The organism is Aquibium microcysteis, from assembly GCF_014495845.1.
Lineage (GTDB): Bacteria > Pseudomonadota > Alphaproteobacteria > Rhizobiales > Rhizobiaceae > Aquibium > Aquibium microcysteis.
In genome coordinates this window covers 2,050,510-2,074,839 of the sequence record NZ_CP061080.1, presented here as the reverse complement: position 1 = coordinate 2,074,839, position 24,330 = coordinate 2,050,510, and the positions used below count along the sequence as shown (strand labels likewise).

Genomic DNA, 24,330 nt, shown 5'->3' with positions numbered 1-24,330 from the left:
GCTCGACTTTAGGCGCATTTCCCCGTCGCGTCACGCCGCCTGCGCGCCGCGCTGTCACCGGGGAGCCTCCGCAAGGCGCCGCTCCATCCTGTCGATGGCGGGAAGCAGCCCGGGGAGGTGGACGCGCAGGATGCTCAGCATCGTGGTGTCGTCGATCCGGTAGTATTCGTGGCGAAGCAGGTTTCCGATCCCGATGATGTCCTTCCACGGCATGGTCGGTTCCGTCTCTCGAAGTCGGTCCGGCAACGACTTCGCTGCTTCCGATATGATCTCCACGGATCGTTCCAGGGCACGGCGGTGAACATGGCTCGCAAGAATCGCGTCGTCGCCGAGCCCCTCCACCGACGAAACTAGAGCGGTGATCTCATGCCTGATATGGCGAAGCCGAACGACCGGGGACTTCGCCGAAGCCATCAGAACACCCGGATCGCTTCGCTTTCGATCGTGGCCCGGTAGGCGGGAACGATGTTGTCGTGCGTCCCGTAGCCGATCGCCACGTCCGGCAGTTGCTGCTTGAGGATATGCAGGGGGGTCATGTAGCTGCCGAGGTCGCGCTGCCGTCCCGGCGCGAATTCGACGATGACGTCCAAGTCGCTGTCCGGCCGCGCTTCGTCGCGCGCATGGGAGCCGTAAAGATAGAGCGCCACGATGCCGCTGTCGCGCAATGCGGGCTCGAGGCTCTTCAGGCGCGCAATGACGGTATCCCGGTTCATGGGATCGACTATAGGCGCATCGTCCTTCGCCGTCACGCCGCTTTGCGCCCTCACTCCTCCAGATAGGCGAAGGCGCTCGTCGCCGTCACGGCAACCTTCGTCTCGCCCTTGGCCCGCATCTCCACCTTCGTGTAGGCCATGCGCTTGCCGTTGGAGAGCACGTCGACGCGGATCTCGACGTCGCCGGGCTTCAGCGGCCGGATGAAGTGGGTGGTCAGGTCCACCGTCGTGCAGATGCGGAAGCGGCCGTTCAGCGCCGCCAGCGCCACCACCGCGCAGGTGTCGGCAGCGGCCGCCGTCGCCTGGCCGCAGATGATGCCTCCGACATGCACCAGCGCCCGGTTCTCCGGCAGCAGGAAGTCGCCGCCCGCCGCGTCGAAGGCCACCGGCTTCAGCCCCATCTCGACGATCCATGGCGCAAACACCCGCGCCAGCGTCTCTTCCGCTTCCGTCACGCCGAATTGCACCGGACGCTCCTCCCTCTCGTGTTACGAAACATTGCCAATGACGTTCGATTTTGTTACATATGCCCCAAGGGGCGGATATGTTACGATCCGACCACGGAGGAGACGTCATGTACAGCCAGGGACTGATCGGCGCAAAGACCGAGACCAACGAGGACGAGGCTTTCCTCGCCGCCTTCCAGGCGCGCATCGACGCCGAGGAGAAGATCGAGCCGAACGACCCGATGCCGGAGGGCTACCGCCGCACGCTGATCCGCCAGATCGGCCAGCATGCGCATTCCGAGATCGTCGGCATGCTGCCCGAGGGCAACTGGATCACGCGCGCCCCGTCCCTGCGCCGCAAGGCGGCACTGCTCGCCAAGGTGCAGGACGAGGGCGGCCACGGTCTCTACCTTTATTCGGCCGCCGAGACGCTCGGCGTCTCCCGCGAGCAGATGACCGAGGAGCTTCTGGCCGGCAAGGCGAAGTATTCCTCGATCTTCAACTACCCGACGCTCACCTGGGCCGACATCGGCGCCATCGGCTGGCTCGTCGACGGCGCGGCGATCATGAACCAGATCCCGCTCTGCCGCTGCTCCTACGGCCCCTATGCGCGCGCCATGATCCGCGTCTGCAAGGAGGAAAGCTTCCACCAGCGCCAGGGCTACGAGATCATGATGACGCTGGCGCAGGGCACGCCGGAGCAGAAGGAGATGGCGCAGGATGCGCTGAACCGCTGGTGGTGGCCCTCGCTGATGATGTTCGGCCCGCACGACACCGAGAGCCAGCACGGCGACCAGTCGATGAAGTGGAAGATCAAGCGCTTCACCAATGACGAACTGCGCCAGAAGTTCGTCGACGCCACGGTGCCGCAGGGCACGTATCTCGGCCTGACCTTCCCCGATCCCGAGCTGAAGTGGAACGAGGAGCGCGGTTCCTACGATTTCGGCGCGATCGACTGGGACGAGTTCTGGCGCGTCGTCAAGGGCGGGGGCCCGATGAACCGCGAGCGCCTCGCTGCCCGCAGGAAGGCCTGGGACGACGGCGCCTGGGTGCGCGAGGCGGCGCTGGCGCATGCCGGCAAGCGCAAGGCCCGCAGGGAGGCTGCGCGGCTCGCGGCGGAATAGTCTTCGACGCACCGGCCGCGGGCTTGCGGCAATCGGATACATCGCAGGACGTGAATCTGTGCGGCCACGGCTGCGCGTGAGGAGAGTAACCATGGCAAAACACGAGATCCCGCTCTGGGAAGTCTTCATCCGGCCGCGCAACGGCCTGGCGCACAAGCATTGCGGCTCGGTGCACGCCGCCGACGAGGTGATGGCGCTGCAGGCCGCGCGCGACGTCTACACGCGCCGCGGCGAGGGCGTGTCGATCTGGGTCGTGCCGTCGGCGGCGATCGTCGCCTCCGATCCGGCGCAGAAGGAGGAGAATTTCGAGCCGACGGCCTCGAAGATCTACCGCCACCCGACCTTCTACACCGTGCCCGAAGACGTGGGGCACATGTGATGGCAACCGACGTCGCGATCGACCGCGAGACGCTGGTCACGCTGCTCGTCCGGCTGGCCGACGACCATCTGGTGCTCGGCCACCGCCTGTCGGAATGGTGCGGCCACGCGCCGATGCTGGAAGAAGACCTCGCCATGCCCAACATGGCGCTCGACCTGATCGGCCAGGCGCGCGCGCTCTATGCCCATGCCGCGGAGGTCGAGGGCCGGGGCCGCAGCGAGGACGACTTCGCCTATCTCCGGCGCGAACGCGAATACCTCAACTGCCTGCTCGTCGAGCGCCCCAACGGCGACTTCGCGCAGACCATGCTGCGCCAGCTCTACTTCGCGGCCTTCATGGAGCCGTTCTGGAAGGCAGCCTCCGGCTCGTCCGACGCCACGCTCGCCGGCATTGCCGCCAAGGCCGTCAAGGAGGTCGCCTACCACATCCGCCACGCCGGCGAATGGGTGGTGCGGCTGGGCGACGGCACGGAGGAGAGCCGGCGGCGCATGGAGGCCGCGATCGAGGACCTGGCGCCCTACATCGACGAGATGTTCGACGACGACGCGGTGACGGCGGCGGCCGCACGGGCCGGCGTCGCGCCGCAGCCCTCGTCGCTGCGCTCCGCCTTCGACCGCATCGTCGGGCCGATCTTCGCCGAGGCGGGGCTCACCTTCACGACGCCCCCCTACAGCCAGCGCGGCGGCCGCAAGGGCATGCATGGCGAGGCCATGGGCTTCCTGCTGGCCGACCTGCAGCACATGCAGCGCACTTATCCGGGGGCGACGTGGTGAACGAGCATCCGCTCCCTTCCTTCTCCCCGCTTGCGGGGAGAAGGTGGCCCGAAGGGGCGGATGAGGGGCAGCGCGAACCCGTCCGATCCCTGCACCGCCCCTCATCCACCTGCCGGGACCTTCTCCCCGCAAGCGGAGAGAAGGGGGAACGCCAGCACCGCGCCTGGGCTGCCGCCGCCGCCGTCCCCGACCCCGAAGTCCCCTGCGTGACCGTCGCCGATCTCGGCATCCTGCGCTCGGTCGAGATCATCGACGGCATCGCGGTGGCCAGGGTGACGCCCACCTATTCCGGCTGCCCCGCCGTGCTCGCCATCGAGCTCGCCGTCGAGGCGGCGCTGCGCGACGCCGGCTTCGAGGCGCGCGTCGAACGCGTCGTGTCGCCGGCCTGGACCACCGACTGGATCACGCCGGAAGGCCGCGACAAGCTGCGCGACTACGGCATCGCCCCGCCGGAAAAGACCTCGTCCTCGATCCGCTCGCTGTTCGGCGAGATCGAGGTCGCCTGTCCGCGCTGCGGCTCGTCTGACACCGAGCGCCTCTCCGAATTCGGGTCCACGGCCTGCAAGGCGCATTGGCGCTGCCTGGCCTGCCGCGAGCCCTTCGACTACTTCAAATGCATCTGAGGCATCCCGCATGGCGCCCCGCTTCCACGATCTCGTCGTCACCGACATCGAACGCCAGACGCCCGAGGCGGTGGCCGTCGCCTTCGCCGTCCCCGATGACTTGCGCGAGGCCTTCGCCTTCCGCCCCGGCCAGTACCTGACGCTCGCGGCCACCGTCGACGGACAGGACGTCCGCCGCTCCTATTCGATCTGCTCGGCCCCCGGCGATGCGGTGCTCAAGGTCGGCGTCAAGAAGGTCGCCGACGGCCGCTTCTCGCGCTTCGTCAACGAGATGCTGTCGGTGGGCGACACCATCCGCGTCATGCCCCCCGAAGGCCGCTTCACCGCGCTCACGGGCACCCGGCACGACTACCTGCTGATCGCGTCGGGCTCCGGCATCACGCCGATGCTGTCGATCGCCCGGACGGTGCTGTCGCACGAAAAGGACAGCACGGTCACCCTCGTCTACGGCAACCGCTCCACCGACACGATCATGTTCCGCGAGGATCTTCAGGACCTGAAGGACGCCCACATGCGGCGCTTCTCGCTGGTCAACCTCCTCTCGCGCGAGAAGCAGGACGTCGACCTCCTCAACGGCCGCGTCGACGGCGCGCGCATCCGCCGTATGGCCGATCTCGGGCTGATCGACCCGCTTTCCAGCGACGGCGTCTTCCTGTGCGGCCCGGGCGCCATGATCGACGACGTCGCGGCGATGCTGAAGGACTACGGCGTCGACGCCGACCGCATCCGCTACGAGCGCTTCACGCCGTCGGGCGAGGCGCCCGCACCGCGCGCGCCGTCGGAAGCCGCGCGTAAGGCGGTGGCCGAGGGTGTCGCCATCGAGGTCGTGCTCGACGGGGTGCGCCGCGCCTTCCCGATGGGCGAGGCGGCCGGCACCGTGCTCGACGCCGCCCATGCGGCGGGGCTGGAACTGCCCTATTCCTGCGCCGGCGGCATGTGCTGCACTTGCCGCTGCCGCGTCGTGGAGGGCCAGTCCGAAATGGCGGTGAACTTCTCGCTCGAACCCTGGGAGATCGAAGCCGGCTTCACCCTCGCCTGCCAGACCCGTCCGCTCTCGGACCGCCTGGTGCTCGACTTCGACGCGGCATAGGGGGCAGGCGCCGGACGGACGGACGGCGCACCACCCTACCGCTTCGTCATCCCGGAACGCCGTCCGAGCGCAGCGCAGGACGACGTATCCGGGATCCATGCCTCGGCTGCCTCGCCCCGCGATCCGGTGCTGGACGGGGCACGCGCCGTCACCGTTGGCGCCGTCCCTCCACCGCTCCCGTCGTCACCGTCGGCGCCGTATCCTCCAGCGTCGCGCCCCCCTCCGTCGTCGCTTCGCGACGCCACCTCCGCCCCCACTTCGTGGGGTGGAGGATAGCCCGCCGCCAGCGCTGACGCCCATCCTCCAACCCCACGAAGTGGGGGGGAGGTGCCGAGCGCAGCGAGGCGGAGGGGGGGACCCCGCTGCCCCGAGCCGGTACGGTCGAAGTCTGGCACGACCGGCATGGAGAGGTCTCACGCAATGCTTCCGCGCATCGACGGCCCGACGAGGCCCGGCACGTCCGGCACGGCCAGGCAGACCGCCACCCTCGCGCCGATCTGAAACCGGCGGGCTCGTAGCACCGCCGCCGTCGCGCCGTCCCAACCTTCGTCATCCCGGAACGGCGTTCGGGCGCAGCGCAGGACGACGTATCCGGGATCCATGCCTCGCCGTCCATGCCGGCGATCCGGTCCATGACGAGGCACGTGCTGCCGCCGCCATGTCTCAGCCGACCAGCCTCTCGACGTCGGCCGAGGCATGGATCCCGGATCTGCCCTTCCGCTGCGCTCCGGCCACGCCCGGGGCGACGGGCGGTCCCCTGCCTTACGGCTTCATCCGAAAAAACCGCAGGAACCGCTTGGTTCCCTTCGAGTAATTGATCCCCTCGACGGCGCCGACCTCCTCCACGCCTGCCAGCCCGCCGGGCAATGCGGCGGCGAAGCGTTCCATCGCCCGCTCGTCGATCATGGCGATCGTGCAGTCGGGGTTCGCGGCGAGTTGAGCGGCCGCATCGGCGGCATCGGTCAGCAGCGTGTTCGTCGCCGTCAGGAAGACGAGGCTCGGCTCGTGGTAGCCGACGGCGATGAGGCGCGACTCGGGGCAGGTCTTCACCCGGGCGAAGGTATCGGCCAGCTGCGGCGACAGCCAGACCGGCTTGAGGCCCGGAACCACGGCGACGGTGAGCACGGCGAAGGCTGCGGCCGAAGCCAGCGTCGCCGGCAGCACGGCGGTGCGGAAGCCGGCGCCGGCGCGCAGGCCCGAGCCGAACCAGGCGGCGGCGAGCAGCAGCACGGCGGCCAGCAGGCCCCAGACGGAGAACGCGCCGGTGAGATAGGGCGTCGCGCCGACGGAAATCGCAGCCAGCGCGAGCGCCACGAGCGCGAAGCCGGCGAGCGTCAGGCGCCAGAGCCAGACCTGCCAGCGCGGGAGATCGTCGGCCTGTGCGGTGGCGTCCGTCAGCGCCCAGCTCATGGCCAGCAGGATCGCCGGATAGGCCGGCAGGGCATAGTGCGGCAACTTGGTCGGGATCAGTTCGATCATCAGCCAGTAGGGAACGTACCAGCAGACGAGGAACAGGAGGGCGGGGTCGGCGCGCCGCCGGTTCAGGGCCTTCAGGCCGCTCCGGAGCGCCAGGGGGGCGAAGGGAAACAGGAAGAGCACGTAGATCGCCGCGTAGTAGCCGGGCGGGAAGCCGTGCGATTCCTGACCGGAGCCGACCTTCGAGATGAAGTCCTTTCCGAGCGATTCCTGCCAGAATTCGGCGCCGCTCTTCCAGGTGATCAGAAGCAGCCAGGGCGCGGCGATGGCGAGCATCAAAAGCACGCCGCGGCCGACACGCAGGCCCTTGAGCCAGGCGCGGTCGCGGTCGAAGAGGGAGAGCGAGGCGACCGTCAGGGCCGACAGCGCCGGCACGACCGGTCCCTTGATCAGGATCGAGGCGCCGAGTGCCGCCCAGAACACCCATGGCGCGGCGGCCGACGGCTCGAGGCGTCCCCGCGCGGTGAGATAGACGCGCGCCAGCGCCGCCTGCGCGACGACCGCCGTGGCGAGCAGCGTCGCGTCGGTCTTGGCGATGCGCCCCTCGAACAGGAGCATGACGATGCCGGCGAGCGCGGTGCCGGCGATCAGCCCGGCCAGGGGGCCGAACAGCGCAGCCCCCAGCCGCGCCGTCGCCAGAACCGCGATCGTGGCGGCCAGCACCGAGACGAGACGGTAGGCCCAGATCGGCGCGTCCGCGCCTTGCCCGGTCACGGCGAGGGCTGCCGACTGCAGCCAGTAGATGCCCGCGGGCTTCTTGTAGCGCGGCTCGTCCTGGAAGCGGATGTCGACATAGTCGCCGCTCGCCACCATCTGCTTCGTCGCCTGGACGAAGCGCGATTCGTCGCGGTCGGTCGGCGGCAGCGTCGATATTCCCGGAAGGAAGGCGAACAGGCAGAGCACGACCAGGAGAAGTTGCTGCAGGGCACCGAGGCGGCCCGCCGTGCCGCGGGGTCCCGTCACGCTCATGGCCTGCTCACTCCGTCCCGGCCGAAAGCCTGCGCCGCTCGTTGAAGATCAGCTTCAGGTTGCGGATGTAGATGAAGAGGCCCATGGCCTGGCCGGCAATGAAGACGGGGTCCTGCCGCTGGATGGCATAGACGAGCAGCAGGGTGCCGCCGCCGAGCGAGAAGAACCAGAAGGCGATGGGCACGACCGAGCGCTTCTCGCGCTCCGAGGCGAGCCACTGCACGACGAAGCGCATGGTGAACAGGGCCTGCGCCACGAAGCCCAGAATGATCCAGCCGTCGAACTGGGCCACGAAGACGTCATGCAGCCAGTCGCCGAGAGCCTGGAGCCAGATCATCGCTTCACCTCCGAGACGCGCGGAACCGTCCTGCGTCGCCGCCGCAGCCACCAGACGCCGAACAGGTCGAGCGCGCCGCGCAGGCCGCGGTCGAGGATGCCGTAATTGGACGTGCCGAAGCGCCGCGGCCGATCCGTGACGTCGATGTGGGTGACCGTGTAGCCCTCGCGCAGCACCAGCGCCGGCAGATAGCGGTGCCAGCCGTCGAAATAGGGCAGCTGCCGGAACAGCGCCGTCGGCACCGCCTTCAGGCCGCAGCCGGAATCGCGCGTGTCGTCGCGCAGAATCGCCTGGCGAAGCCCGTTGGCGAAGCGCGAGGAGAGCTGCTTGAGCTTCGTGTCCGTCCGCTTCAGCCGCTGGCCGGCCGCGATGCCGCAGCCGGGGCCGGCGGCGATCAGCGCATCGGCGAGATCCGGCAGGTAGGCCGGGTCGTTCTGGCCGTCGCCGTCCATGGTGACGACGACCGCCTTGGCCGCGTGCCAGACCCCGGAACGCACCGCTGCGCTCTGCCCGGCGGAGCGGTCATGCCGGACGAGGCGCAGCCGGCCGTCCACGCCGGCCATGCGGGCGGCGACGACGTCGGCGGTCCGGTCCGTCGATCCGTCGTCGACGACGATGATCTCGTAGTCGCGTCCGGCGAGCGCGCGGTCCACTTCCTCGAGGAGGAAAGCCAGGTTCTCGGCCTCGTTGCGGCAGGGGATGACGACCGAAACGGACGCCGTCGACGCGGAGTTCATGGGAGCGTTTCCAACAATCGCGGTCCCCTTATCATCGTCGCCGGTCGAGCGCCACTCGGCATGATGCGCTGCAGCGTGGCGTCAGCGCTTCTCCCGGATCTGCGTGAGCGTGCGGGTCGGCGTGATCGCCTCCGGGTCGAGCCGGATCTCCACGATCGCCGGGCGGCCGGCGGCCCGCGCACGCTCGAAGGCGGGCGCGAAGTCCGCCGTCTTCTCCACCGTCTCGCCATGGCCGCCATAGGCGCGGGCAAGCGCCGCGAAGTCGGGGTTGACGAGGTCGGTCGCGACCGGCCGGCCGGGATATTCCCGCTCCTGGTGCATGCGGATGGTGCCGTAGATGCCGTTGTTGACGACGATGACGACGATCGGCAGGCCGTACTGCACGGCGGTCGCGAATTCCTGGCCGTTCATCAGGAAGCAGCCGTCACCGGCGAAGGCCACCACCTCGCGGTCGGGGAACAGCGCCTTGGCAGCGACCGCGGCCGGCGTGCCGTAGCCCATCGAGCCCGACGTCGGCGCCCCCTGCGTGGCGAAGCGGCGGAAGCGGTGGAAGCGGTGAATCCAGGTGGCGTAGTTGCCGGCGCCGTTGGTCAGGATGGCGTCGTCCGGCAGTACGCTTTCGAGGTGGCGCATGATCGGCCCCATGTGGACGGCGCCGGGGCCGCTCTCGGGCGGCGTCGACCAGTCGAGATAGGCGCGGTGCAGCTCTTCGGTCCGGTCGGCCCAGGCGGGAAGCGCCTTCGGCCCGCGCCCCGCGAAGGCGGCGGCGAAGGCCTCGGGCGAGGCGTTGATGGCGATCGTCGGGCGGTAGACCCGGCCGAGTTCGCCGGCGTCCGGATGGACGTGGATCAGCGTCTGGTCGGGGTAGGGGCTCTTCAGCAGCGAATAGTCCGACGACGGCATCTCGCCGAACCGCCCGCCGATCAGGAGCACGACGTCGGCCTCCCGCACGGCCGCGGCGAGCTTCGGGTTCGGCCCGATGCCGATGTCGCCGGCATAGCAGGGGTGGAGATGGTCGAAGAGCATCTGGCGGCGGAAGGAGCAGCCGACCGGCAGCGACCAGCTTTCCGCCGAGCGCTGGAAATCGGCCACCGCGCGCTCGCTCCAGCGCGTGCCGCCGAGGATCGCGATCGGCCGCTCGGCCGCGGCGAGCAGGTCGACCGCCCGCTGCACCAGATGCGGATCGGGCGCGGTCTCCACCGGCGTCCAGGGGAGCGGCGCGACCGTCTCGCATTCCGCCGTCAGCATGTCCTCCGGCAGCGAGATCACCACCGGTCCCGGCCGGCCGGACGTGGCGACGGCAAAGGCGCGGGTGACGAATTCCGGCACCCGTGCGGGATCGTCGATCTCCACCACCCATTTGGCGATCGAGCCGTAGAAGGCCTTGTAGTCGACCTCCTGGAATGCCTCGCGCTCCAGGTTCCCGCGCGCCACCTGGCCGATGAACAGGATCATCGGGACCGAATCCTGTGCGGCGATATGGATGCCGGCCGAGGCGTTGGTGGCGCCCGGGCCGCGGGTGACGAAGCAGATGCCAGGCTTGCCGGTCAGCCGTCCGGCGCAGTCGGCCATCATCGCCGCGCCGCCTTCCTGGCGGCAGACGATGGTGCGGATGGCCGAATCGTGCAGCGCGTCGAGCACGGCGAGGTAGCTCTCGCCCGGCACGCAGAACACGGTCTCGACGCCGTTCGCCTCGAGGGCGTCGACGATCAGCTGGCCACCAGTCTTCATGACGTCTTCTTCTCCAGTCCATCCAGTTCGGCGAGGATTTCGGCCGTGTGCTCGCCGAGCCGCGGCGAGGGGCGTTCGTAGACGGGCGGCGTGGCCGACATCAGCATCGGCGCGCGCACCGAGGGCAGGCGCGTGCCGTGGCCGTCGTCGAGATCCATGCGCATGCCGCGCGCGACCGTCTGCGGATCGGAAAACATCTCGGCAATGTCGTTGATCGGCGAAGCCGGCACTGCCGCGGCATCGAGCTTCGGCAGCAGCTCGGCCTTCGTCCAGCCGGCGAGCGCGGCGATCAGCCGTTCGCGCAGGCGCACGCGGTTGCTCACACGCGCCGGGTTGGTCGCGAAGTCCGGGTCCGCCGGCAGCGCGTCGAGGCCCACCACCTTGCAGAAGCGCTGGAACTGGCCATCGTTTCCGGCCGCCAGGATGAAGTGCCCGTCCTTCAGCGGCAGCACCTCGTAGGGCGCGATGTTCATGTGGGCATTGCCCATCTGCACGGGCGGCACGCCGGAGACGAGATAGTTCAGGTTCTGGTTGCCGAGCACCGAGATCTGGGTGTCGTAGAGCGCCATGTCGATCCACTGGCCCTCGCCGGTCGCCTCGGCATGGCGCAGCGCCGCCTGGATGGCGATGACCGAATAGAGGCCGGTGAAGATGTCGGAGATCGCCACGCCCGCCTTCTGCGGCTCGCCGCCCGGCGCGCCGGTGATCGACATCATGCCGGCCATGCCCTGGATGATGAAGTCGTAGCCCGCGCGCGGCGCATAGGGTCCGGTCTGGCCGAAGCCGGTGATCGAGCAGTAGACCAGTTTCGGGTTGATCGCCTTCAGGCTCTCGTAGTCGAGACCGTACTTCTTCAGCCCGCCGAGCTTGAAGTTCTCGATCATCACGTCGCTGGAGGCGGCGATACGGCGCACGATGGCGGCGCCCTCCGGCGTCGAGAAGTCGATCGCGATGGAGCGCTTGCCGCGATTGGTGGAGTGGTAATAGGCGGCCGACAGGTTCTCGCCATCCGCGCCCTGCACGAAGGGCGGGCCCCATTTGCGCGTGTCGTCGCCGCCGTCCGGATTCTCCACCTTGATCACGTCGGCGCCGAGATCGGCCAGCAGCTGTCCGGCCCAGGGACCGGCCAGGATGCGGGCGAGCTCGAGGACGCGGATGCCGGCGAGCGGTGGCTGGGACATGGACAAGGCGGTTCCTGCGACGAAGTCGCCGGGTGCCTAGCAGATGGAGGCGGGTGGTGTCACGCGCGTGCAGTGGCAGGAAACTCCCGAATGAGCGGAACCCGCTCCGCACCTTTTTCCTATTTAGTCAGCCCTTCTGTCATGCTAGTCATATCTTTATGGGTAGATTTGCAGCGGAGATGACGCGGTATGGCAAAGGCGCCTGCAATGGATGCTGAAGACTGGCTGGTTCTGGAGTTCGAAGTACAGCGGCTTTTTGATGGCGCTCCGATTGACGAAGAACAGATGTTCGCCGGCAGATCGTCAGAAGTCACTAAAATGCTGCGTACCGTATTCGAGCGAGCGCGTCACGTCGTTCTTTTCGGCGAGCGTGGCGTCGGGAAGACTTCACTTTCCAACATATTCTGGAAGAGATATGGCAAAACCTTACAGAATTTCATAGTCGCTCGCGTCCAGTGTGGACCACATGACGACTTTTCCTCGATCTGGATCCGAGCGTTGGAGGAGCTACAAGCCACTGGTGTCTCGAAAGGGAAACCGGAATATGTTCCGTTTGAAGTGAACTTCGATTCCCTTACACCGTCTCAAATCAGAAGAGAACTTCAGAAAATTAACCCAAATGCGCTTCCAATAATAATTCTTGATGAGTATGACAAGATTGTTGATGCGAGCGCGAAAACCCTTACTGCAAATCTTATAAAAGAACTTTACGACTTCGCCGTTCATACGACTGTTATATTGGTCGGCGTTGCCGACAACATCTCCGAGCTTGTTGAAGATCACGCTTCGATTAGCCGTGCACTTGTAGACGTGCCGCTGGGCCGAATGTCCGAAAGTGAATTACGCGAGATAATCGAGCAGCGATTGCGGCAGACACGGATGAACTTCACCGCCGATGTCATTTGGACGATTGTAATCCTCTCGCGTGGACTTCCATTTTTTACTCAAACGCTCTCCAAGCTTGCAGCCATAAATGCGATCGAGAACCGAAGACTCACTGTCGACAATAGAGATGTTGAAGTCGCCATGAAACGGTTCGTTGAAGACACGGCGGTGGCGTTCCGGGACGCTTACCGAGCAGCGACACGTACAAATCAGAAAAGTAACCTTCAGGAGACGCTTCTCGCCTGCGCACTTGCGAAGTGTGACGATGAAGGCTTTTTCAAGGCGACCGATCTGGTGGAGCCGCTGAGCGCAATTATGAAAGACAAGCGGAGGATTGCCCATTTCGACAAGCATCTTCGACGCTTTAGTAGCGAAGATGGTGGGAACATCCTCGCCAAACGTGGAGGGGAGCGTCAGCAGATATTCCGCTTCAATGACCCAATGATGCAGCCTTATGTCATCATCCGTGGTATTCAGAGCGGAATGATAGACGAGAGTTCAAAGACTATACTTTTTCAGAAAGCTCAAAGAGAATTACCTATCTAAAGCGTATTCCCGCGTCGGCCGGCAGCCGTCACGCGCGCTTGCGCGGCCTTCCACCCTTCGCGCCGTTGGCCCGCGCCGCGTCGGCCTTCGCGGGAGAGGTCGCGCGGCCCGCCCGACGCGCCATCCACGCGGCGGTACCAAAGACGCCTGCAAGCAGCCCCTGAACCGAATAGTCGACGTCGAGCCGCTCCCAATGCAGGCCATAGCCGTCGCCGAGCGGTTCGACCTCGGCGAGTTCCGCGTCGTCGGCGTCCGCCAGACCCTCGACCAGGGAGACGGGAAAGGCGAAGGTGCAGCCGTTCGTCAGGTCCACGATCACCCGCCGCGTTCCGGCGTCGAATCGCGCAGTGGCCGCTCGCGGTTCCTGTGAAAGCGCCTTTCCCCGCTTCTCGGCGGCCGCAATGATGTCGTCGTCGATGTCATCCATGGATCGCCCACCACCGGGCCAGAAATTCGTCGCGGCGTTCAGATACGATCGCCATCGCCTTCCGAAGGTCACCTCGTTTGAATCCAGCGAAGGCGACGAGTTCCGGACGCCCTCCCGATCCGGAGAGATTGTTCTTGGCATGCCCATCGCCGAACACGTGAACATGGGCCGGCTCGTGGTCGTCGAGGAAGATCACGATCCTCAACCCTTCCGATGGGTATATCGTGACCATCCAAATAACCTATCAAGCTGGGTTTTTCAATCCGACGACCCCCTCCACCCAGGCCACGAAATCCGCCGTCACCGCGTCCCGGTTCACCTCGTTCAGGCTTTCGTGGCGGGTATCGGCGTAAACCCTTGATGTGAGATTCGAAAAGCCGAGCCGGCGCATCCTCGCCGCCAGCTGCTCGGTCGCCTTGCCGCCGTCCGTCGCCGGGTCCTTCTCCCCGCCGACGATGCTGACCGGCAGGTCAGGGCGGATGCGGGCGAGGTTGCCGTCGTCGGCGCCGAAAAAGATCATCCTGAACACGTCCTGCCACATCGACACCGAGGCGTCCCAGCCGCAGAGCGGGTCGGCGACGTAGGCGTCGACCTCGGCCGGGTCGCGCGACAGCCAGTCGAAGGGCGTGCGGGCCTGCGGCACCTGCTTCGCCCAGGTCTGGAAGGTGAGCTTCGGCACGATGCGCGAGGGCACGTCCGAGCCCAGCCGGAACCGTTCCCAGGCGAGCAGCCCCTGGCCGATGCGGCCGAGCAGCCCGGCGGAGAAATTGGCGTTCCAGATGGCCGCACCGGCGACCCGGTGCGAGGCGGAGAACAGCGCGTTCAGCGCGATCAGCCCGCCCATCGAGTGGCCGAAGAGGATGACCGGCACGCCCGGCCAGCGCTCCGCGAGGTGGTCATGCACCGCCAGCACGTCGGCCACGACCTTCGCCGCGCCGTCGCCCCGTGTCGAAAACGACCGCGCCGGCGCGTCGGGCGCGGTCGTGCGCCCATGGCCGCGGTGGTCGTGCGCCACGCAGGCGATGCCGTGCACCGCCAGCGCGTCGGCGAAACGGCCGTAGCGCGCCGCATGCTCGGCCAGGCCGTGGTTGATCTGGACCACGGCGCGGGGGCGGCCCTCCGGCTCGCGGACGTAGAGATTCAGCGCCGCGCCCGAAGACGCGACGAGACGGGTGCCGCCGTCGAATGGCATGTTTTTCTCTCCCATGGCGCGACGCCGACCATTCCGCCTCGTCGGGGGCAAGGTCAAGCGCCCATACCCGGGATCCTCCACTCGTCGTTGCACGTCACTTGGTCAGAGCGGAAAAATGCCGATGGATTGTGCAGTCCCGTCTTGCCAAGCGTCGGACGGCATAGTTTGATGACCGGCGTGCAACAATTCTTGCCGGAGAGAGCAACAATGCATCTGACCAGACGACTCTTCTCGCTTGCCGCGGCAGGCGCGATGTCCCTGGCCGCGTTCGGCGGTGCAGGCGTCGGGGCCGCCATGGCCGAGACCGACATCAAGTTCACGCTCGACTGGAAGTTCGAGGGACCCGCGGCGGGCTTCCTGCTCGCCATCGACAACGGCCATTTCGCCGCCGAGGGGCTGAACGTTACGATCGACACCGGTGCCGGTTCGCGCGAGTCGATCCCGCGGGTGGCCACCGGCGCCTACCAGATGGGTTTCGGCGACATCAACGCGCTGATCAAGTTCCTCGACGAGGATCCGGCCCAGAAGGTCAAGGCGGTCATGATGATCTACGACAAGCCGCCCTTCGCCGTCATCGGCCGCAAGGCGCAGGGCATCGCCGAAGACCCGAAGTCGCTCGAAGGCAAGAAGCTCGGTGCGCCGCCGCCGGACGCCGCCTTCGGCCAGTGGCCGGCCTTCGTGCAGGTCGCCGGCATCGACACCTCGAAGATCGTCATCGAGAACGTCGGCTTCCCGGTGCGCGAGCCGATGCTGGCACAGGGCGCGGTCGACGCGATCTTCGGCTTCTCCTTCTCCAGCGTCCTGAACCTGAAGGCACAGGGCATTCCCGCCGACGACATCGTCACCATCCTGATGGCCGATCACGGGCTCGACCTCTACGGCAACGCCATCATGGTCAACGAGGACTTCGCCGCCGCCAATCCCGACGCCGTCAAGGGCTTCGTGAAGGCGCTGGCCAAGGGCTTCGCCGATGCGGTGGCCGATCCGGAGGCGGGCGTCGCCGCCGTCATGAAGCGCAACGAGATCCTGACCAAGGAGATCGAGGTCGAGCGGCTGGGCATGGCGAATTCGATGAACATCAGGACGCCTTACGTCGTCGAGAACGGCTTCGGCGGCGTCGACGAGGCGAAGCTCGCCAAGTCGATCGACCTGCTCAAGGTGTCGATGGGGCTCAAGGGAGCGGTGACGGCCGCCGAGGTGTTCGACGCCTCCTATCTGCCGCCGAAGGAAGAGCGGATGCTGCCTTAGGCATCGGGGCGGGGGATCCACGATGCAGCCGCTCGTCACCATCAACAAGGTGGAGATGCGTTACGGGGGAGCGGAAGGCCTGCTGGCCGTCCGCGACCTCACGCTCTCCGTCGCCAAAGGCGAATTCGCCGCCGTGGTCGGCCCGTCCGGCTGCGGCAAGTCCACGCTGATGAAGCTGGTGACGGGGCTCTACATCCCGCAGCAGGGGGTCGTCACGGTGGCGGGCGCCCGCGTCACCAAGCCGGTCTCGATCGTCGGCATGGCCTTCCAGAACCCCACCATGCTGCCCTGGCGCACCACGCTCGACAACATCCTGCTGCCGCTCGAGGTGGTGGAACGCCACCGCGGGCGGCTCCGGGCCAACAAGGCCGAATACGTCGCCAAGGCCGAGGCGCTGCTCGAAACCGTCGGCCTCAAGGGCTTCGGGCAGAAATTCCCCTGGCAGCTCTCCGGCGGCATGCAGCAGCGCGCCAATCTCTGCCGGGCGCTGATCCACGAGCCCGACCTCCTGATGCTCGACGAACCGTTCGGCGCGCTCGATTCCTTCACCCGCGAGGAACTCTGGTGCGTCATCCGCGACCTCCATGCCGCGCAGGGCGTCACCATCGTGCTGGTCACGCACGATCTGCGCGAGGCCGTCTTCCTGGCCGACCGCATCTTCGTGATGAGTTCGCGGCCAGGCCGCATCATCGAGGAGCGGCACGTGCCCTTCGCGCGGCCGCGCGATCTCGAGATCATGTACGATGCCGCCTTCACCGACATCGTGCACGAACTGCGCAGTTCCATCGCCGACGCACGGAAGGCCGCATGAACACGCCCGCCAAAGGTTTCGACTGGGTGAAGGCCGCGCCCTGGCTCTACACCGCAGCCCTGTTCCTGCTGTGGGAAGGCGCGGCGCGCGGCTTCCAGCTGCCGCAATACATCCTGCCGGCGCCGACCGTCATCGCCCAGGCGATCGTCCAGTACTGGTCGGCGATCTGGAAGAACTCGCTGCAGACGCTCTACACCACGCTCGCCGGCTTCCTGCTCGCGGTCGTCGGCGGGCTGGCGCTCGGCATCCTCGTCGGCTGGTCGCGCTTCATCTATGCCGGTCTCTACCCGCTGATGGTCGGCTTCAACGCCATCCCCAAGGTGGCGCTCGTCCCGGTGCTGGTCATCTGGTTCGGCATCGGCACGGTGCCGGCGATCCTCACCGCCTTCCTCATCGCCTTCTTCCCGATCGTGGTGAACGTCGCCACCGGGCTCGCCACCATCGAGCCTGAGATGGAGGACGTGCTCAGGGCGCTGGGCGCGAAGAAGATGGACATCATGCTCAAGGTCGGCATTCCGCGCTCGATGCCCTATTTCTTCGGCTCGCTGAAGGTGGCGATCACGCTCGCCTTCGTCGGCTCGGTGATTTCCGAGACGGTTGCGGCCAATTCCGGCCTCGGCCACATGATGCTCGGCGCGCAGTCGCAGTTCAACGTGCCGCTGGTCTTTGCCGGGCTGGTGATGCTCGCCATCGAGGGCATCGTCATGTACGCCATCATGGCCTGGATCGAGATGCGCATGACCGGCTGGGCCCACCGCAGCCAGACCATGGCGGCCTAGGCGCCGCAGGGCAGCAGGCGGGGCGCGCCGCGGGGATCACCCGGCGCGCGCTCGCGGCACCCCTGAATGTGCGCCGCGTCACAGTTCCGACGGGCGAAGCGGGCTAGGATCGCAGCGATCCGTCGTCTCCGGGAGGAACCGCCATGCGCCTGACCGCCGTCCACGGCCTCGCTGCCGTTCTCGCTTCGCTCGCCGCCGTCCCCGCCGCCGCCGAGGTGCGGCTCGAAGGCTATTTCATCGCCAGGGACGAATGCGCCGCCACGCAGTCGATCCGCACCGGCGCCAATCCCGGCACCATCGTCACCGAGATCGGCCGGGCTTACGACATGCTCGCCGGCAACAAGCCGGCGCCGAGCCACTACCTCATCCGCGTCCCCGGCGCGACGCCCGACCGGCGCTGGGTCAGCACCGGCTGCGGCGTCCATGCGATGGACGCCGGCGGGACGCCCGCGCCGGTGACGCCGCCGGCTGGCGGTGGGCAGGGCGGCGGGGAGGCCACGGCGCCCTCCGGCCGGCCGGACCACGTGCTGGCCGCCAGCTGGCAGCCCGGCTTCTGCGAGACCAAGCCGAACAAGGCCGAATGCGTCAGCCAGACCGACGATCGCTTCGACGCCAGTCATTTCGCGCTGCACGGGCTGTGGCCGCAGCCGCGCAGCAACGTCTTCTGCCAGGTGTCGCCCGACATGGCGGCCGCCGACAAGGCCGGCCGCTGGGAGGACCTGCCGGAGGTCGTCCTGCCGGCCGAGCTTCGCGCCGACCTCGACCGCGTGATGCCGGGCACGGCCTCGCTGCTCGACCGCCACGAATGGATCAAGCACGGCACCTGCTACGGCGACACGATGGAGGAGTATTATTCGGATTCGCTCGCGGTGATGGCCGCGCTCAACGCGTCGGCGGTGCGCGACCTCTTCGCCGCCAGCATCGGCGCGACGCTGACCTCGGGCCAGATCCGCGACGCCTTCGATGCCGCCTTCGGCCCCGGCGCCGGCTCGCGCGTGCGGGTCGCCTGCGTCACCGATCCCTCGAACGGCCGCCGCCTGATCGGCGAACTCACCATCGGCCTGTCGGGCGAGATCGACGGCGAGACCAGCCTCGCCGACCTGATCTTCGCCGCCGCCCCCACCGCCGACGCCGGCTGTCCGCAAGGCATCGTGGATGCGGCGGGGTTGCAGTAGAGGCGTTACAATGGAACTTGGCCGCGACGGCAGCAGCCGATCTGCGGCGCCAGCCGGCCTGCGACGGGAGCCGGGGGCTGCAATGGCGCGGACGGTGGCGGCCGACCACGCGCACCCGCGTCATTCCGGAAGGCGAGACCGCGCGGAGCGCGGTGGCGCCTGTCCGGAATCCATTCCGTGACGTCGACGGTTTCCCCGTCGACCGCCGGTGTCGCGGAATGGATTCCGGCTCCGCCCGCCTCCGCTGCGCTCGGCGTCCGGTCCGGAATGACGCGGGGAGGGCTCACCAGCCCTGGCCGCTGTACAGTTCCCGCCACTCCGGGTTCATCTCCTCGATCAAAGCGATCTTCCAGGCTCGGTGCCATGTCTTCAACCGCTTCTCGAAGACGATCGCTTCGCCGATCTCGAAGAACTCACGATACCAGACGAGGCGGAGGGCGCCGTACTTTGCCGTGAAGCCTGGGGTCGACCGCTGCTTGTGCTGCCATACACGTCCGCCGAGATCGGACGTGACACCGACGTAAAGGGTCCCGTTCCGCTTCGACGCCAGGATGTAGACATATCCAGCCATAGCGCCCGATCATGCCACGCAACCGCGTCATTCCGGAAGGCGGGACCGCGCGGAGCGCGGTGGCGCCTGTCTGCAATCCATTCCGTGACGTCGACGGGTTTCCCGTCGACCGCCAGTGTCGAGGAATGGATTCCGGCTCCGCCCGCCTCCGCTGCGCTCGGCGTCCGGTCCGGAATGACGCGGGGAGGGTTCACCGGCAAGGTCAACCGCAAAGCCCCGGTTCCCGACGAATGTTCCGATCCGCGTCGATGCGGCCATGCCCTCGACGGCCGCCCACCACGCCTGCGTCATTCCGGAAGGCGAGACCGCGCGGAGCGCGGTGGCGCCTGTCCGGAATCCATTCCGTGACGTCGACGGTTTCCCCGTCGACCGCCGGTGTCGCGGAATGGATTCCGGCTCCGCCCGCCTCCGCTGCGCTCGGCGTCCGGTCCGGAATGACGCGGGGAGGAAGGGGCGCCCGCGTCCGCCGCCGCCCACCCCTCAGCCGTCGGTGTTCCTGCGCTTCGCCTTCTTCTCGGCCTTGCGGGCGAAGTCGGGCTTGCCCTTGTCCTTGGCGGGCTTCTTCGGACCCTTGCGGAACGGCGGCCGGTCCTCGCCGGGCCGTTCGGCGGGGGCGGCGTCGCGCCGCGCCCAGCTGCCCTCCGGCTTTGCCGGTTTTTCGGGCCGCTCGGTCCAGCCCGGGCGATCGGTCCGCTTCTTCCGGTCCGGACGGGCCGGCGCGTCGTCGCGGTCGGCCGGCGTGTCGGGCCTTGCGTCCCGCGCGGGCTTGTCCTGCCAGCCGCCATGCTCCTTGCGCGGCCGGTCGTCGAAGCTCTTGCGCGGACGCTCCGTCCGCGGCTCGCCGCTCCAGGCCTTGCGCGGCGACATGTCCGGCGTGCCGGACAGCCGCGTGACGCGGATGTTGTTCTGCAGCGTTCCCTTCGAACCGATCGCCGCGACCAGCGCATCGGCGTGGCTGGCGGCGATCTCCACGAAGGTCTCCTCCGGCTGCATCTTGATGGCGCCGATCTGCGACTTGGTGATGGCGTCCGACCGGCACAGCATCGGGATCAGCCAGCGCGGCTCGGCATTCTGCTTGCGGCCGACCGACAGCGAGAACCATACCGTCGCACCGATGTCGCGGTCGCGCGGGCGCGGGCCGTCGAGCGGTGCCCGCTCGTCGCGATCGCGCCTCGGACGCGCGTTCGGGTCCACCGGCACGTCGGCGAGTTCCTCGGGCGCCGAGCGGCCGGCGCGCCACAGCCGCAGGAAGGCGGCCGCCACCTGCGCGGGCGCATGGCCGGCGAGCAGCTTCTCCACCGTCTGGCCTTCCTCCTCGGTGACCGGCTCGGTCAGGGCCGCGTCCGACAGGAGCCGCTCCTCGTCGCGGGCGGCGACGTCGTCGGCGTTGGGGGCCGCGGCCCAGACCGCGGTGATGCCGGCCAATTGCAGCGTGCGCTCGATGCGGCGGCGCGCCGGCATCGGCACGATCAGCGCGCTGATGCCCTTGCGGCCGGCGCGGCCGGTGCGGCCCGAGCGGTGCAGCAGCGCTTCCGGGTTGGTCGGCAGGTCGGCATGGACGACGAGGTCGAGGTTCGGCAGGTCGATGCCGCGCGCAGCCACGTCGGTGGCGATGCAGACGCGGGCGCGGCCGTCGCGCATGGCCTGCAGCGCGTGCGTGCGCTCCGACTGGCTGAGCTCGCCCGACAGCGCCACGACCGAGAAGCCACGGTTGTTCAGCCGCGCCGTCAGGTGGTTCACCGCCGCGCGGGTGTTGCAGAAGACGATGGCGTTGCGCGCCTCGTGGAAGCGCAGCACGTTGACGATGGCGTTGTCGCGGTCCGGCACCGCGACCGGGTGGACGCGGTACTCGATGTCGGCATGCTGCTCGCGGCCGGTCTCCGTGGCGACGCGCACGGCGTTCTTCTGGTAGTTCTCCGCCAGCGTCGCGATCGGCTTCGACACGGTCGCCGAGAACATCAGCGTACGGCGGTCGGCGGGGGCGGCCTCCAGGATGAATTCGAGGTCCTCGCGGAAGCCGAGGTCGAGCATCTCGTCGGCCTCGTCGAGCACCACGGCGCGTAGCGCGCTCATGTCGAGCGCGTAGCGGGTGATGTGGTCGCGCAGTCGGCCGGGCGTGCCGACCACGATGTGGGCGCCGCGCTCCAGCGCACGCCGCTCGGTGCGGATGTCCATTCCGCCGACGCAGGAGGCGATCTGCGCGCCCGCCCCGGCATAGAGCCATTCCAGCTCGCGTTTCACCTGCAGGGCGAGCTCGCGGGTCGGCGCGATGACGAGGGCGAGGGGGGCTGCGGCCGGGCCGAAGCGCTCATCGTCGGGAAGCAGCGTCGGCGCCAGCGCCAGGCCGAAGGCCACCGTCTTGCCGGAACCGGTGCGGGCGGAGACCAGCGCGTCGGCGTCGCGCAGCGCCGGCGCCAGCATCGCCTCCTGCACCGGGGTCAGCGTGGTGTAGCCGCGTTCCTGCAACGCGGTGGCGAGCGCCGGGACGACGCCTTCGAATAGAGTCATGGTCAACTTTCGGGGTACTGTGTCGCTTGAACGCGGTCCGCCGGCCGGCCGCGTCGCCGCGGCGCTCGGCCATGCCGGTCCATCCTGCGCCTCTCCCTACCGCCTGGGAGGCCGAATGTACAGGCCGCGTCCGCGCATGGCTGCCCGGCGGCATTGCCCCGCGCGGCGGTTTCGCCTACATAGCGGCCACAATCACCGCCTTTCCCTCTCAGACGACGGAGTGCGACGCGCCCCATGGCACGCCAGTTCATCTATCACATGTCGGGCCTTTCGAAGGCCTACGGCGCCAAGAAGGTGCTCGACAACGTCCACCTCTCCTTCTACCCCGATGCCAAGATCGGCATCCTCGGCCCCAACGGCTCGGGCAAGTCGACGATCCTGCGCATCATGGCCGGGCTCGACAAGGAGTACCAGGGCGAAGCCTGGCTCGCGGAGGGTGCGACCGTCGGCTACCTGCCGCAGGAGCCGCAGCTCGATCCGGCCAAGACCGTCTTCGAGAACGTCATGCTGGGCGTGGCCAAGAAGACCGCCATCATTGAGCGCTACAACGAGCTGATGATGAACTATTCCGACGAGACGGCCGACGAGGGCGCCCGCCTCCAGGACGAGATGGACCGGCTCAATCTGTGGGATCTCGAGCAGCAGGTCGAGATGGCCATGGAGGCGCTGCAGTGCCCGCCGCCGGACGCCGACGTGAACCCGCTGTCAGGCGGCGAGCGGCGCCGCGTGGCGCTGTGCAAGCTTCTGCTCGAACAGCCCGACCTGCTGCTCCTCGACGAGCCGACCAACCATCTCGACGCCGAGACCACGTCGTGGCTCGAAAAGCACCTGCGCGACTATCCGGGCTCGGTGCTGATCATCACCCACGACCGCTACTTCCTCGACAACGTCACGGGCTGGATCCTCGAACTCGACCGCGGCCGCGGAATTCCCTACGAGGGCAACTACACCAAGTATCTCGACGCCAAGGCCAAGCGGCTGATCCAGGAGGGCCGCGAGGACGATGCCCGCCAGAAGGCGATCTGGCGCGAGCGCGAGTGGATCGGGTCGAGCCCCAAGGCGCGCCAGGCCAAGTCGAAGGCCCGCATCAAGGCCTATGAGGATCTCGTCGAGCAGGCGCAGAACCGCAAGCCGACCGACACCCAGATCGTCATCCCGGCCGGCGAGCGGCTGGGCAACGTGGTCATCGAGGTCGACGGCCTGACCAAGGGCTTCTCCGACGAGCTCCTGATCGAGGACCTGTCCTTCCGGCTGCCGCCCGGCGGCATCGTCGGCGTCATCGGCCCGAACGGCGCCGGCAAGACCACGCTGTTTCGCATGTTCACCGGCCAGGAGACGCCCGACAAGGGCTCGATCCGCATCGGCGAGACCGTCAAGCTCGGCTATGTCGACCAGAGCCGCGACGCGCTCGACCCGAACAAGACCGTCTGGGAGGAAATCTCGGGCGGTGCGGAGGTCATCAGGCTCGGCAAGCACGAGGTCAACAGCCGCGCCTACTGCTCGTCCTTCAACTTCCGCGGCGGCGACCAGCAGCAGAAGGTCGGCAATTTGTCGGGCGGCCAGCGCAACCGCGTGCACCTCGCCAAGATGCTGAAGAACGGCGGCAACGTGCTCCTCCTCGACGAGCCGACCAACGATCTCGACACCGAGACGCTGGGCGCGCTGGAAGACGCGCTCGAAGCCTATGCCGGCTGCGCCGTCATCATTTCGCACGACCGAATGTTCCTCGACCGCATGGCCACCCACATGCTCGCCTTCGAAGGCGAGGCCCATGTCGAGTGGTTCGAGGGCAATTTCGAGGAATACGAAAAGGACAAGATCCGCCGCATGGGCCCCGAAGCCGCCAAGCCGCACCGCATGACGCACAAGAAGCTGACGCGGTAGGGGGCGGCGCGGTTCCGGCGGGGCGGCGGGCGGGCGTTTCGCGGAGACGCTGCGGGCCGCCCGAAGACCTGACCTTGCTGAATGCCGGATGTCTGGGCCGGCGCTCAGCCTATACGGACGTCCCTGGTCTGGATGTGCTATGATCAACGGGCAGGATGAGGAGACGACGATGATAATCTCATTCGATTTGCCCGACGAGCTGCGCGATCTTCTCGCGGCGCTCTGCTGCGACGAGGATACGTCCGCGGAACAGCTCGCCCGCCGGCTGCTGCTCGACCGGCTGGAGGACTTCGAGGACGTTCGACTTGCCGAGGCTCGGCTCGAGGCGTCCGGTGGTCACGGCATCAAGCTGGAGGACGTGATGCGCGACTTCGGCCTCGTCGACGAGAAGGGGGAGCGGATCAGGCCGGCTGCCGAGTGAGCTGGGAGATCGAGATCGATCCGGAGGCGAGGCGCGATCTCGATCGGCTGTCGAAACGCGACAGCGAGTGCATCCTTGCCTTCCTCCACGGACGCGTCGCGCAACATCCCAATCCGCCCGACCTCGCCACCCGCCTGTCGGGTTCGAAGGAAGGGCTTTCCCGCTTCCGTGTCGGCGATTATCGGATCGTCGTGAAGTTCTACAAGAGCCGCCTCGTCGTCCTGGTGATCGAGATCGGCCACCGCCGCGAGGTCTATCGGTGAGTCGGCGATGCGGCCAGCATGTGTTGTGGCGGCCGATTACC

General features: G+C 67.8%; 26 protein-coding genes. 13 read left to right on the top strand and 13 right to left on the bottom strand.

Features of this window, described 5'->3' with window-relative positions; all coding sequences use genetic code 11:
* Positions 1-54: 54 nt before the first annotated feature.
* Genes IAI54_RS09545 through IAI54_RS09535 form a run of 3 tightly spaced genes read right to left on the bottom strand, consistent with a single transcriptional unit; the run spans position 55 to position 1,180 of the window.
* Positions 55-414: a HepT-like ribonuclease domain-containing protein gene (locus IAI54_RS09545; RefSeq protein WP_187972120.1), complete on the bottom strand. Its 360-nt coding sequence runs from the start codon at positions 412-414 to the stop codon at positions 55-57.
* Positions 414-749, bottom strand: coding sequence for a nucleotidyltransferase family protein (locus IAI54_RS09540; RefSeq protein WP_235679308.1), 336 nt, complete (start codon positions 747-749; stop codon positions 414-416). Before IAI54_RS09540 ends, IAI54_RS09545 begins: the two co-directional genes overlap by 1 nt.
* A 14-nt stretch (positions 750-763) precedes the next feature.
* The gene (locus tag IAI54_RS09535; RefSeq protein ID WP_235679307.1) at positions 764-1,180 is read right to left on the bottom strand and encodes a PaaI family thioesterase; all 417 of its coding nucleotides are present in this window, start codon (positions 1,178-1,180) and stop codon (positions 764-766) included.
* Between the two features lie 107 nt (positions 1,181-1,287).
* Between IAI54_RS09535 and paaA the strand changes: the two genes are divergently transcribed.
* From paaA to paaE, 5 genes are all read left to right on the top strand, one after another.
* Complete coding sequence (paaA, locus tag IAI54_RS09530; RefSeq protein ID WP_187972119.1) at positions 1,288-2,283, top strand: 1,2-phenylacetyl-CoA epoxidase subunit PaaA; 996 nt, start codon at positions 1,288-1,290, stop codon at positions 2,281-2,283.
* Between the two features lie 91 nt (positions 2,284-2,374).
* Positions 2,375-2,662 carry a 1,2-phenylacetyl-CoA epoxidase subunit PaaB gene (gene paaB / locus IAI54_RS09525; RefSeq protein ID WP_187972118.1) on the top strand — a complete coding sequence of 96 codons (288 nt, stop codon included), beginning with the start codon at positions 2,375-2,377 and terminating at the stop codon, positions 2,660-2,662.
* A complete protein-coding gene (gene paaC / locus IAI54_RS28815) occupies positions 2,662-3,435 on the top strand; it encodes a 1,2-phenylacetyl-CoA epoxidase subunit PaaC (protein WP_210321228.1) in 774 nt (257 codons plus the stop codon). The genes paaB and paaC overlap by 1 nt, the downstream gene beginning before the upstream one ends.
* Before the next feature lie 89 nt (positions 3,436-3,524).
* On the top strand, positions 3,525-4,058 hold the full coding sequence (gene paaD, locus IAI54_RS28810; protein ID WP_210321271.1) for a 1,2-phenylacetyl-CoA epoxidase subunit PaaD: 534 nt from the start codon (positions 3,525-3,527) through the stop codon (positions 4,056-4,058).
* A gap of 10 nt (positions 4,059-4,068) precedes the next feature.
* Positions 4,069-5,148 (top strand): 1,2-phenylacetyl-CoA epoxidase subunit PaaE, encoded by a 1,080-nt coding sequence (gene paaE, locus IAI54_RS09515; protein WP_187972116.1) that lies wholly within the window; start codon positions 4,069-4,071, stop codon positions 5,146-5,148.
* Between the two features lie 762 nt (positions 5,149-5,910).
* Here the strand turns inward: paaE and IAI54_RS09505 are convergent.
* From IAI54_RS09505 to IAI54_RS09485, 5 genes are all read right to left on the bottom strand, one after another.
* Complete coding sequence (locus IAI54_RS09505) at positions 5,911-7,593, bottom strand: ArnT family glycosyltransferase (RefSeq protein WP_187972114.1); 1,683 nt, start codon at positions 7,591-7,593, stop codon at positions 5,911-5,913.
* Between the two features lie 7 nt (positions 7,594-7,600).
* A complete protein-coding gene (locus tag IAI54_RS09500) occupies positions 7,601-7,930 on the bottom strand; it encodes a lipid-A-disaccharide synthase N-terminal domain-containing protein (protein WP_187972113.1) in 330 nt (109 codons plus the stop codon).
* Positions 7,927-8,667 carry a glycosyltransferase family 2 protein gene (locus IAI54_RS09495; RefSeq protein ID WP_187972112.1) on the bottom strand — a complete coding sequence of 247 codons (741 nt, stop codon included), beginning with the start codon at positions 8,665-8,667 and terminating at the stop codon, positions 7,927-7,929. Before IAI54_RS09495 ends, IAI54_RS09500 begins: the two co-directional genes overlap by 4 nt.
* Positions 8,668-8,748: 81 nt before the next feature.
* A complete protein-coding gene (locus IAI54_RS09490) occupies positions 8,749-10,398 on the bottom strand; it encodes a thiamine pyrophosphate-binding protein (RefSeq protein ID WP_187972111.1) in 1,650 nt (549 codons plus the stop codon).
* Complete coding sequence (locus IAI54_RS09485; RefSeq protein WP_187972110.1) at positions 10,395-11,579, bottom strand: CaiB/BaiF CoA transferase family protein; 1,185 nt, start codon at positions 11,577-11,579, stop codon at positions 10,395-10,397. The genes IAI54_RS09490 and IAI54_RS09485 overlap by 4 nt, the downstream gene beginning before the upstream one ends.
* A gap of 189 nt (positions 11,580-11,768) precedes the next feature.
* On the opposite strand from IAI54_RS09485, the gene IAI54_RS09480 reads away from it, so the two are divergent.
* Positions 11,769-13,010, top strand: a complete 1,242-nt coding sequence (locus IAI54_RS09480) for an nSTAND1 domain-containing NTPase (protein ID WP_187972109.1) — start codon at positions 11,769-11,771, stop codon at positions 13,008-13,010.
* A 28-nt stretch (positions 13,011-13,038) separates the two neighbouring features.
* On the opposite strand, the gene IAI54_RS09475 is transcribed toward IAI54_RS09480, so the two are convergent.
* The 3 genes from IAI54_RS09475 to IAI54_RS09465 are packed head-to-tail and all read right to left on the bottom strand — an operon-like array spanning position 13,039 to position 14,629.
* Positions 13,039-13,437: a DUF2442 domain-containing protein gene (locus IAI54_RS09475; protein ID WP_187972108.1), complete on the bottom strand. Its 399-nt coding sequence runs from the start codon at positions 13,435-13,437 to the stop codon at positions 13,039-13,041.
* On the bottom strand, positions 13,430-13,633 hold the full coding sequence (locus IAI54_RS09470) for a DUF4160 domain-containing protein (protein WP_235679306.1): 204 nt from the start codon (positions 13,631-13,633) through the stop codon (positions 13,430-13,432). Before IAI54_RS09470 ends, IAI54_RS09475 begins: the two co-directional genes overlap by 8 nt.
* A 48-nt stretch (positions 13,634-13,681) precedes the next feature.
* The gene (locus tag IAI54_RS09465) at positions 13,682-14,629 is read right to left on the bottom strand and encodes an alpha/beta fold hydrolase (RefSeq protein ID WP_187972106.1); all 948 of its coding nucleotides are present in this window, start codon (positions 14,627-14,629) and stop codon (positions 13,682-13,684) included.
* Between the two features lie 207 nt (positions 14,630-14,836).
* Here IAI54_RS09465 and IAI54_RS09460 point away from each other — a divergent pair, with 207 nt between their 5' ends.
* The 4 genes from IAI54_RS09460 to IAI54_RS09445 all read left to right on the top strand — a co-directional run bounded on the left by IAI54_RS09460 (position 14,837) and on the right by IAI54_RS09445 (position 18,642).
* A complete protein-coding gene (locus IAI54_RS09460) occupies positions 14,837-15,877 on the top strand; it encodes an ABC transporter substrate-binding protein (RefSeq protein WP_187972105.1) in 1,041 nt (346 codons plus the stop codon).
* A gap of 22 nt (positions 15,878-15,899) precedes the next feature.
* Positions 15,900-16,688: an ABC transporter ATP-binding protein gene (locus IAI54_RS09455; RefSeq protein WP_187972104.1), complete on the top strand. Its 789-nt coding sequence runs from the start codon at positions 15,900-15,902 to the stop codon at positions 16,686-16,688.
* The gene (locus IAI54_RS09450; protein ID WP_187972103.1) at positions 16,685-17,467 is read left to right on the top strand and encodes an ABC transporter permease; all 783 of its coding nucleotides are present in this window, start codon (positions 16,685-16,687) and stop codon (positions 17,465-17,467) included. The genes IAI54_RS09455 and IAI54_RS09450 overlap by 4 nt, the downstream gene beginning before the upstream one ends.
* Before the next feature lie 143 nt (positions 17,468-17,610).
* Positions 17,611-18,642, top strand: coding sequence for a ribonuclease T2 family protein (locus IAI54_RS09445; RefSeq protein ID WP_187972102.1), 1,032 nt, complete (start codon positions 17,611-17,613; stop codon positions 18,640-18,642).
* A gap of 283 nt (positions 18,643-18,925) precedes the next feature.
* On the opposite strand, the gene IAI54_RS09440 is transcribed toward IAI54_RS09445, so the two are convergent.
* Both IAI54_RS09440 and IAI54_RS09435 read right to left on the bottom strand, forming a co-directional pair.
* On the bottom strand, positions 18,926-19,213 hold the full coding sequence (locus IAI54_RS09440; protein ID WP_187972101.1) for a GIY-YIG nuclease family protein: 288 nt from the start codon (positions 19,211-19,213) through the stop codon (positions 18,926-18,928).
* 480 nt (positions 19,214-19,693) lie between these two features.
* The gene (locus IAI54_RS09435) at positions 19,694-21,721 is read right to left on the bottom strand and encodes a DEAD/DEAH box helicase (RefSeq protein WP_187972100.1); all 2,028 of its coding nucleotides are present in this window, start codon (positions 21,719-21,721) and stop codon (positions 19,694-19,696) included.
* A 234-nt stretch (positions 21,722-21,955) separates the two neighbouring features.
* Here IAI54_RS09435 and ettA point away from each other — a divergent pair, with 234 nt between their 5' ends.
* The 3 genes from ettA (at position 21,956) to IAI54_RS09420 (ending at position 24,289) form a co-directional block, all read left to right on the top strand.
* Positions 21,956-23,605 carry an energy-dependent translational throttle protein EttA gene (ettA, locus tag IAI54_RS09430; protein ID WP_187972099.1) on the top strand — a complete coding sequence of 550 codons (1,650 nt, stop codon included), beginning with the start codon at positions 21,956-21,958 and terminating at the stop codon, positions 23,603-23,605.
* Positions 23,606-23,774: 169 nt separating this feature from the next.
* A complete protein-coding gene (locus tag IAI54_RS09425) occupies positions 23,775-24,026 on the top strand; it encodes a hypothetical protein (protein WP_187972098.1) in 252 nt (83 codons plus the stop codon).
* Positions 24,023-24,289, top strand: a complete 267-nt coding sequence (locus IAI54_RS09420) for a type II toxin-antitoxin system RelE family toxin (RefSeq protein WP_187972097.1) — start codon at positions 24,023-24,025, stop codon at positions 24,287-24,289. The genes IAI54_RS09425 and IAI54_RS09420 overlap by 4 nt, the downstream gene beginning before the upstream one ends.
* The last annotated feature ends 41 nt before the right edge of the window (positions 24,290-24,330 follow it).